General features: G+C 67.5%; 7 protein-coding genes. 1 reads left to right on the forward strand and 6 read right to left on the reverse strand.

Features of this window, described 5'->3' with window-relative positions; translation table 11 throughout:
• Positions 1 to 52 precede the first annotated feature (52 nt).
• Genes E5A74_RS09120 through E5A74_RS09145 form a run of 6 tightly spaced genes read right to left on the reverse strand, consistent with a single transcriptional unit; the run spans position 53 to position 6541 of the window.
• Positions 53 to 841: a FadR/GntR family transcriptional regulator gene (locus E5A74_RS09120; protein WP_135984022.1), complete on the reverse strand. Its 789-nt coding sequence runs from the start codon at positions 839 to 841 to the stop codon at positions 53 to 55.
• Between the two features lie 44 nt (positions 842 to 885).
• Complete coding sequence (gene arfA, locus E5A74_RS09125; protein WP_135984025.1) at positions 886 to 2394, reverse strand: arabinosylfuranosidase ArfA; 1509 nt, start codon at positions 2392 to 2394, stop codon at positions 886 to 888.
• A gap of 16 nt (positions 2395 to 2410) precedes the next feature.
• On the reverse strand, positions 2411 to 3718 hold the full coding sequence (locus tag E5A74_RS09130) for an extracellular solute-binding protein (RefSeq protein WP_135984027.1): 1308 nt from the start codon (positions 3716 to 3718) through the stop codon (positions 2411 to 2413).
• Positions 3715 to 4530, reverse strand: a complete 816-nt coding sequence (locus E5A74_RS09135) for a carbohydrate ABC transporter permease (protein WP_135984029.1) — start codon at positions 4528 to 4530, stop codon at positions 3715 to 3717. The genes E5A74_RS09130 and E5A74_RS09135 overlap by 4 nt, the downstream gene beginning before the upstream one ends.
• The gene (locus E5A74_RS09140) at positions 4527 to 5447 is read right to left on the reverse strand and encodes a carbohydrate ABC transporter permease (protein WP_135984031.1); all 921 of its coding nucleotides are present in this window, start codon (positions 5445 to 5447) and stop codon (positions 4527 to 4529) included. Before E5A74_RS09140 ends, E5A74_RS09135 begins: the two co-directional genes overlap by 4 nt.
• Entirely contained in the window at positions 5447 to 6541 is a 1095-nt protein-coding gene (locus E5A74_RS09145; protein WP_135984033.1) for an ABC transporter ATP-binding protein, read from the reverse strand. The genes E5A74_RS09140 and E5A74_RS09145 overlap by 1 nt, the downstream gene beginning before the upstream one ends.
• A gap of 130 nt (positions 6542 to 6671) precedes the next feature.
• Here E5A74_RS09145 and E5A74_RS09150 point away from each other — a divergent pair, with 130 nt between their 5' ends.
• Complete coding sequence (locus E5A74_RS09150) at positions 6672 to 7283, forward strand: invasion associated locus B family protein (RefSeq protein WP_135984035.1); 612 nt, start codon at positions 6672 to 6674, stop codon at positions 7281 to 7283.
• The last annotated feature ends 12 nt before the right edge of the window (positions 7284 to 7295 follow it).

Raw genomic sequence — 7295 nt, forward strand, 5'->3', positions numbered from 1 at the left:
CGGGCATCGAGCCCGGCCTTTTTCTTACCCTACCCGCCCCGGGGAGGAGAATTCATCCCGCCACAGTCTCGCCGCGGGAACCCCTTGCCAGTTTGAGCTTGGGCCCCTTGCTGCGCGTCGTGTCGAGGAACGCCATGTCGACGAGGTGCGCCATCGCCGCGTGGGCGCCCTCCGGATCTCCCGCGGCGATCGCGTCGAACACGCGCTGGTGATCGGGAACCGGATCGCGGCGCAGCGGGCTGTTGCGCTGCTTGAAGATCGTCGTCCACGCCACCGCGGCGCTGACGCTGGTGGTGAGCGAGGTGATGAAGGGGTTGGCCGAAGCCTCGAGCAACGCGGCGTGGAAGTCCTGGTCGGCGATCCGCCCCTCCTCCACCGCGAGCGTGTGCTTCGCCATACCCTCCAGCGCCGCCGCCATGCGCTTCAATTGCGCATCGCTGCGCCGCTCGGCCGCCAGCGCCGCCGCCTCGGGCTCGAAGATCTTCCGCAGCTCGAACAGGCTGTAGAGCAACTCGTCATCGGGCTCGAACTCGAAGATCCACGACAGCACGTCGGGATCGAGCAGATGCCATTTCTCGCGGTCGCTGACCCGCGTGCCGGTGCGCGGACGGCTCTCGACCAGCCCCTTCGCGGCGAGGATCCGCAGCGCCTCGCGATAGGCGGTGCGCGAGACGTGGAGCCGATCGCTCGCCGCGACTTCGTTGTTGAGCACCTCGCCCGGCTTGTAGCGCCCCGACACGATCAGGATGCCGAGATCGCGCGCGATCGTGCCGTGAAGGCGTAGCGACTTGCGCCGGGCGCGGACGTTGAGCGGTTTGGCAGTCTTGACCTTTGCAACCATCGCTCGATCCTAGCGCTGCGGAGGGGCCGGGTACAACTGGTCGATCACGCGCTCCGGGTGACGAAAACGTTCCACGAGAGCGGTTTCAGGACAGCCTTGAGGACCCCGTCGGTAAAATCGGCCCGCGGATGCTGCGCCGGCGCGACTTCGTCGGGGGCGTCGACGCTGTTGATCGCCTTGAGATCCGCATGGTGCAGCTCGAACGCCTCGGCCAACCGGCGGGTGCCGAGACCGCGCAGTTCGGCGGTCAGCGCCATCTCGGAATCGAGGCTGCGATTGAGCGCGAAGACCGTCACGTCGCCGGTCTCGGGATCGTGTACCACCGACTGGACGAGCAATGGCGCCTCGGTCTCGTCGCCGGCCGCGAAGCTGCCGGTGTCGACCGTCGCGCGCAACACATTGCCGCGGCCGTAGCGCGCCGCCTGCGCGAAGGGGTGGAAGATCGTCTGGCGCCAGGCCGGCCCGCCGGTTTGGGTCATGATCGGACCGATCACGTTGACCAGCTGGGCGATGCAGGCGGACTTCACGCGATCGGCATGGTTCATCATCGTCAGCAGCACCCCGCCGACGATCAGTGCATCCTCGAAATTGTAGATTTCCTCGAGCAACGCCGGCGCCTCGGGCCAGCCGACACCGCGCAATTGCTCGCCCGCACGCGCGCGGTACCAGACGTTCCACTCGTCGACCGAGAGCATGATCCGCTTGGTGCTGCGGCGCCTGGCCGCGACCGCATCGGCGATCGCCGCGACCTCGACGATGAAGCGCTCGAGCCCGTCGATCGCGGTGAGGAAGCGCGCGACGTCGTTCTCGTGGTTGGTGAAATATTGGTGGAGCGAGATGAAGTCGACGTCCTCGAAGCAATGATCGAGCACGGTATATTCCCATGCGCCATAGGTCGGCATGTCGCGCGCCGACGAGCCGCAGACGGCGAGCTGGAGCCCGTCCGAGGTCCAACGCATCACCTTGGCGGTCTCCTTCGCCACCCGGCCATATTCCTGCGCGGTCTTGGCGCAGGTCTGCCACGGCCCGTCCATCTCGTTGCCGAGGCACCAGAATTTGATGTCGTGCGGCGCTTCATAGCCGTGGCTGCGGCGCAGGTCCGAGTAGTGCGTGCCGCCGGGGTGGTTGCAATATTCGATGAAGTTCTGCGCCTCGGCGGGGCCACGCGTGCCGAGATTGACCGCGAACATCGGCTCGAGCCCGGCGAGGCGGCACCAGTCGATGAACTCGTTGGTGCCGAACTGGTTGGTCTCGGTCGAGCCCCAGGCGAGATCGAGCCGGACAGGCCGCTCTTCCCTGGGCCCTACCCCGTCCTCCCAATCATAGCCCGAGACGAAATTGCCGCCCGGATAGCGGACGATCGTCACGCCGAGCTCGCGGGTGAGATCGAGCACGTCGCGGCGGAAGCCGTTCGCATCCGCCGTGGCGTGGCCGGGCTCATAGATGCCGCCATACACGCAGCGTCCGAGATGCTCGACAAAGGTGCCGAAGATGCGCCGATCGAGCGGGGCGACGACGAAGTCGGGATCGGCGATTACACGGGACGTGAGCATGGTCGGCCTCTTGGGATCACAGATTGTCGAGCACCGCGTTGACGCGGCGCTCCATGTCGGAAAGCGTCTGGTCGATCGGCTTGGCGCCCGAGATTGCCGCCGCCGCTTCCGTACCGACGATCGTCTCGATCGGGAACTGGCGGCGCACGTCCTTGGGCAAGGGTTGCGCGGTGGTGGCGAGCGTCGCGAGATTGTCGCGGTGCGGCAGCGCCCGCCATTCGGGGCTGTCGATGATCGCCTGAAACGCCGGCAGATGGCCGGTACGCGCCCAGTGCCTGGCGTGGCCGGCGAAGAACTTGAGGAAGCGCACCCCGGCCGCACGTTCCTCCGGGGTGCGGCGATTATTGCGTGGCATCACCCAATTGTGCCCGTCGGCGAAGGTCGTCTCGCGCGCGAACAGCTTCGGATACGGCACCACGGTATAGCCGCCATTGGCGAGTGCGCCGCTGGTCTTGCGCGATTCCGCGTCGAACGTGCCGACCATCCAGGTGCCGACGAGGAACACCCCGCCGTCGCCCTTGAGGAAGCCCGCCACCGCGGCGCTGTAATCCTGGTTCTTGGTGGTGAAATCGCGCTCGTAGATCGTGCGGAAGAGCTGGAGCGCATTGCGCCCCGCTGCCGTGCGGAAATTGGCGCGGCCACCCTCGAACGGCGCGGCATCCTGCTGCATCACGAAGGTGTAGAAGTTGCGGGTGAAGCCGGCATATTCGTTGGCGGTGCCCTGAACGAGATAGGGCTTGCCGGTGCGCGCGCGGAATTGCTGCGCCTGCGCGAACAGCTCCTGCGGCGAGCGCGGCAGCACCGGCTTGCCGCCCCGTACCAGCCCTGCCTTGCGGAACAGGTTCATGTTGATGTGCCAGAGCGGCGCCCAGGTATCGATCGGCAGACCCCAGGCATGGCCGTCGACGGTCACCGCGGCGCGCGCGGCGCTGGTGAAGCTCGCCGGCGGCGCGCCGATCGCGGTGAGGTCCGCGTCGAGCGGCTCGAGCAGGCCGCGCGCCTGATAGTCCGAGATCACCGATCCGTGCATCGTCACCAGATCGGGCGCGTCGTTGGCGGCGAGCTGCGCCGTGAGCTGGTCGTAGCCCGGCCAGAACACGATGTTCTCGACGACGTCGATATCGGGGTTCTCGGCCTCGAACCGATTGATCATCGCGGTCATGATGCCGCATTCGCCCTCGGCCGCGGCGATATCGGTGACACGGCCATATTCGGCCTCGCACGCGCCGAAGAAGCGCTGGATCACCAGCCGGGTCTTGTCCGGCTTCGCGTCCGAGCAGCCGGCGAGCAGCGCCGCCAGCGGCAATAGCCAACCCCATCTCATCGCCCGGCCGCCCCCGCCACCGCCTGGACGATGTATTTCTGGAAGAAGAGATAGACGATCAGCATCGGCGCGCCGGCGAACACCGCCTGCGCCATCAGGAAGCCGAGCCCTTCGGTCTGGGCGAAGTTCATCTGGGTCGAGGCGATGCCGACGGTGAGGGTGAACATGTCCTTGTTGGTCGCCGAGATCAGCGGCCACCAATAATCGTTCCATGCCGACAGGAAGGTGAAGATGCCCAAAGTCGCCTGCGCAGGGATCGTCAGCGGCAGCAGCAGCTTCCAGAAGATCGTGAAGCGCGAGGCACCGTCGAGCAGGGCCGCCTCATCGATGTCCCGCGGGATGGCGCGGAAATACTGCGTCATCAGGAACACCCCGAACGGCGCCGAGAGACCCGGCAGGATCAGCGCCGGATAGCTGTTGTGCATGCCGAGCCAGCTGAACATCTGATGCCGCGCGATGATCACCGCCTGCTCGGGCACCGCGAGTCCGAGCAGCACCACGACGAAGAGCAGGTTGCGCCCGGGGAATTCGAGCCGCGCGAAGCCATAGCCGGCGAGCGACGCGAGCATCAGCACGCCCGCGGTCATCCCGAACGAGACGATCAGGCTGTTGGCGATCCAGCGGAACACGTCGCCGTTGCCGAACAGATTGCGGTAATTCTCCAGCGTGAAGCGGCCGTTGAACACCGAGGCGGTGTCGGTCATCAGCTCGGCATTGTCCTTGAGCGACAGCGCGAGCACCCAGAGCAGCGGCACGAGCATCAGCACTGCCGCAAGGATGACGAGGCCGGTGGCGAGGCGGCTGCGGGTCATGCCGCTTCCTTCCCCGACGAAAGGCGATACTGGACCATCGCCGCGATCAGGATCATCGCGAACAGCACCTGCGCCGCGGCGGCGGCATAGCCCAGCTCCCATTGCCGCCAGCCGGCCTCGTAGATGAACAGCACGATCGGGCGGGTGGAATTGTTCGGGCCGCCGAGCGTCATCAGCTGCGGCTGGCCGAACAGCTGGAATTGCAGGATCACTTCGATGATGATCACTAGGAAGAAGGTCCGCTTGATCGCAGGCAACGTGATCCGCGTCAGCGTCGTCCAGCGCGAGGCATTGTCGAGCGCGGCGGCCTCGTAGAGATCGCGCGGCACTTGCTGGAGCGCGGCGAGGAACAGCACCATCGGCAGCCCGATGCACCACCAGATGGTGGTCACCGCGATCGCCGGCATCGCCAGCCTCTCGTCATTGAGGAAGGCGATCGGCGTCTTGCCCAGCGCCTCCGCGGTCACGCCGAGCAACCCACCATCGGGCAGGAACACCAGCCGCCAGACCAGCGTGACCACCGTCACCGACAGCACGGTCGAGGCGAAGAAGATCGTCCGCAGCACCGCCGCCCAGCGCTCTTGCCGGTTGAGCACCAGCGCGAGACCGAGCCCTGCGAGCGTGAGGAACGGCACCGTCAGCAGCACGAAATAGAAGGTGTTTGCGACTGCCTTGAGGAAGATCGCGTCGCCGAACAACCGGACGAAATTGGCGAGGCCGACCCAGCGTTCGGTGCCGAACAGATCGCCTTTGGTGGTCGACAGCCACATCCCCATCGCCAGCGGCACGACGAGCATCGCGACGAAGACGAGCAGATAGGGCGCTACGAACAAGGCGCTGCGCCAATCCTGCCTGCCCCGCCCCCTCGGCACCGGCACGGTGAACGCTGCAGCGGGCTCGACGGCGACGCTCGGCATCAGGCGGTCTCGGCCCGGTGATGCCCCAGTCCGGTCGCGTCGAAGAGGTGCGCCGCGGCAGCGTCGATCGTCAGCCCGATCCGGTCGCCGGGCCGGACCGCCGAGACGCCGGCATCCTCGGCGACCAGCCGCGAACCGTCGGACAGCAAAGTGTGGACCAGCGTGCGCTCGCCGAGCCGCTCGACGACTTCGGCGGTGCCGTGCGTCGCGGCATCGTCGCCGGCGGTGACGCACACCGTCTCGGCGCGCAGGCCGAGTGTCATCGCGCCTTGCGGCAGCCCGGCGAAGCGAATGGCGGTGTCGAGCATCGTACCGTCCCCCAGCCGCGCCCGGGCGCTGCCCGCGGGCCCCTCTTCGATCGCGACGGGCAGCAGGTTGATCCGTGGCGAGCCGACAAAGGTGGCGACGAACTGGGTGCGCGGACGCAGATAGATTTCCATCGGCGTGCCGACCTGCTCGATCCCGCCGGCATTGAGCACGACGATCCGATCGGCGAGCGTCATCGCCTCGACCTGATCGTGCGTGACGAAGATCATCGTGGTGCCGAGCCGGCGATGGAGCTGAGCGAGCTCGAGCCGGGTGCGGACGCGCAGGGCGGCATCGAGATTGGACAGCGGCTCGTCGAGCAGGAACAGCTCGGGCTGCTTGACGATCGCGCGGGCGATCGCGACGCGCTGGCGCTGGCCGCCCGAGAGCTGGCCGGGCTTGCGCTCGAGCAGCGCCTCGATCTCGAGGCTGGCGGCCGCGGCGGCGATGCGGGCGGCGATCTCGGCGGCGGGTACGCGCAGGTTGCGCAATCCGAACGCCATGTTCTCGCGCACGCTGAGATGCGGGTAGAGCGCATAATGCTGGAACACCATCGCGACGCCGCGCTCGCCCGGCGGCAGCGTATCGACGCGTCGCTCACCGATGCGGATCGTGCCGCCGTCGATCGTCTCGAGCCCCGCGATCATCCGCAGCAGCGTCGATTTGCCGCATCCCGAGGGCCCGAGAAAGACCATGAACTCGCCCGCCGGAATGTCGAGCGACAGCCGCTCGATCACCGTGACGGCGCCATATGCCTTGCCGACCTCGGCCAGCTGAACGCCCGCCAAGCACTCTCTCCTTTATGAATTGTCTGATGAATGAGGGGAAAGCCGGCGGCTGTCAACGGCGCGCCGCAGACATCGCCGTTGACCGGTTTCACGGGCGCACTAGGCTGACCGAAACAGTTTGGAGGTTGCTATGGAGACGATTGCAGCGCTGCTCGCCGCCGGCGCGAGCTGGATGGCCATCGCCCAGCAGGCGCAAACCGCGCCGGCTGCGCCGGCCGCGGCACCTGCGGCGCAGGCCGCGGGTCCGGCCTGGCAATTGGTCTGCAGCCCCGCCCCCGCCGCCTCCGGAACCCCCGCGACTGCGCCTGCCGCCTCCCAACCGTGCAGCCTCGTGCAGAATCTGCTCGCCGGCGAGCAGAAGCAGCGGCTGCTCACCGTGATCCTGCAGCGCACGCCGCAGGCCGGGCACAATATGACGATCGCGCTGCCGCACGGCGTACTGTTCCCCGCCGGCGTCAGCCTGCAGGTGGACGAGGCCGCCACCAAGCCGCTCGCGGTGCAGACCAGCGATCAGAACGGTGCCTATACCGGCACTCCGGTCGATGCGGTGCTGCTCGGGGCGTTGCGCGCCGGCAAGACGCTCAAGATCGGCTTCACCGCGGGCAATGGCCAGCGGATCGTCGTTCCGGTGACGCTGCGCGATTTCCCGACGGGGCTGGCCGCGCTCGACAAGAGCCCGCTTCCGCCTTCACCGCGGCCGGCTGCTCCCGCGACTCCCGCGCCGGCCTCCCCGCCCCGCTGACCGGCGGCGCGG

It is taken from the genome of Sphingomonas naasensis (genome assembly GCF_004792695.1).
GTDB classification, from domain to species: domain Bacteria; phylum Pseudomonadota; class Alphaproteobacteria; order Sphingomonadales; family Sphingomonadaceae; genus Sphingomonas; species Sphingomonas naasensis.

Coding starts and splice junctions, on each gene's coding strand:
- arfA (WP_135984025.1), bottom strand. CDS start 2,394: ATGCTCACGTCCCGTGTAATCGCCGATCCCGACTTCGTCGTCGCCCCG.
- E5A74_RS09135 (WP_135984029.1), bottom strand. CDS start 4,530: ATGACCCGCAGCCGCCTCGCCACCGGCCTCGTCATCCTTGCGGCAGTG.
- E5A74_RS09150 (WP_135984035.1), top strand. CDS start 6,672: ATGGAGACGATTGCAGCGCTGCTCGCCGCCGGCGCGAGCTGGATGGCC.
- E5A74_RS09140 (WP_135984031.1), bottom strand. CDS start 5,447: ATGCCGAGCGTCGCCGTCGAGCCCGCTGCAGCGTTCACCGTGCCGGTG.
- E5A74_RS09120 (WP_135984022.1), bottom strand. CDS start 841: ATGGTTGCAAAGGTCAAGACTGCCAAACCGCTCAACGTCCGCGCCCGG.
- E5A74_RS09130 (WP_135984027.1), bottom strand. CDS start 3,718: ATGAGATGGGGTTGGCTATTGCCGCTGGCGGCGCTGCTCGCCGGCTGC.